Below are 1,197 nucleotides of genomic sequence, written 5' to 3'. Positions count from 1 at the left end.
GTGCTGCAGGTATGCGCTGGAAGGACCATGGCTGGCAGCGGTGGGGAGCAGTATTGGTCGCTCTGGTGATCGCCACCGCATGCCCCTCCCCGGGGGCGGCCCAAGGGAGAGATCCGTCGTTCCTCGCGGGCCTCCCCGAGGACGTGGGCCTGGCCCCTCCCCAAAGCCCTGCGGTCGCGGAGCCACCGCGCGTCTCCAACATTTTCGTCGAGACCTTCATCACCCAGGCCCTGCAGGACATCGCCATGCAGGCGGGGGTGAACGTCCTGACCGACCCGGGCGTCCAGGGCTTCGTCACCCTCGAGTTGAACGAGGTGCCCTTTGAACAGGCCCTCCAGATGATCCTGGCCCCGGGCGGCTTCACCTACGTGAAGCTGGATGAGACCACCTACCTGGTGGGCAAGGCGGACCGGAGCAGCCCCATCTTCAGCCAGCTTACCCAGACCCGGCTCGTCCGCCTCAACCACGCCACCGCCGACCAGGCCCGCCGGCTGGTCTCGGAGTACTACGCCAACTACGTCCGCTTCGATCCCGAGACCAACACGGCCCTCATCACCGCGCCGCCGGACCTCCTGGAGCGGATCGAGGCCGACCTGGCCCAAGTGGATCAGCCTCTCCCCCAGGTGGCCATCGAGGCCATCGTCACCGAAGTCTCCGAAGAAGGGCGCAAAGAGCTGGGGCTCGACTGGCAGCTCAAGAACGAGCCCGGCGGGTGCGGGATGGCGAGACCCTGGCCCTGGGCGGTCTGGTCCAGGAGAGCGAGGAACAGGTGACGACCCGGGTGCCGGTCTTGGGGGATCTGCCCCTCCTCCGCTTCCTCTTCTCGTCCACCAAGGAACGGCGGACCGCGTCCGAGGTGCTGGTGATCATCACGCCCCGGCTGTTGACCCCGTAAGGAGGAGGCCCTGGCATGCGGCGAGACACCCCAGCTCCTAGGCTCGATCGAGATCGGCTCCGGGCAGGCCGGCGGCGCAGCACCCCCTGGGCGGTGCCCGCCCTCCTGCTGGCGGCCTGGCTCCTCGTGCCGGCGGCCAGCCTGGCCCAGCCGGGGGATCTGGCCCTCGCCCCCTTCCCCGACGTGACCGGCGCTTCCGGCGAAAGCCAAGCCGTGTTCCTCAACCCGGCCGCGGCCACCGAGCTGGGCCAGGCAGCCGTGGGCCTCTGGGTCAGCCTCCCCCAGGAAGGGGTGGGCTCGGG

The 1,197-nt window shown here is 69.7% G+C and carries 3 protein-coding genes; all 3 read left to right on the top strand.

The window, feature by feature from the left end; all coding sequences use genetic code 11:
• Positions 1 to 773: secretin N-terminal domain-containing protein (locus tag FWJ67_RS11200; RefSeq protein WP_414482868.1), on the top strand; the 773-nt coding region annotated here is incomplete at its 5' end.
• Positions 770 to 895, top strand: a complete 126-nt coding sequence (locus FWJ67_RS11195; protein WP_304172937.1) for a hypothetical protein — start codon at positions 770 to 772, stop codon at positions 893 to 895. The genes FWJ67_RS11200 and FWJ67_RS11195, both read left to right, overlap by 4 nt.
• 15 nt (positions 896 to 910) lie before the next feature.
• Positions 911 to 1,197: hypothetical protein (locus FWJ67_RS11190; RefSeq protein ID WP_414482867.1), on the top strand; the 287-nt coding region annotated here is incomplete at its 3' end.

Origin of the sequence: Limnochorda sp. (assembly GCF_047459355.1) — a bacterium.
Taxonomy (GTDB): domain Bacteria; phylum Bacillota; class Limnochordia; order Limnochordales; family Limnochordaceae; genus Limnochorda.
The sequence above is the reverse complement of the archived record's forward strand: the minus strand, read 5'-3'. Positions and strand labels throughout refer to the sequence as shown.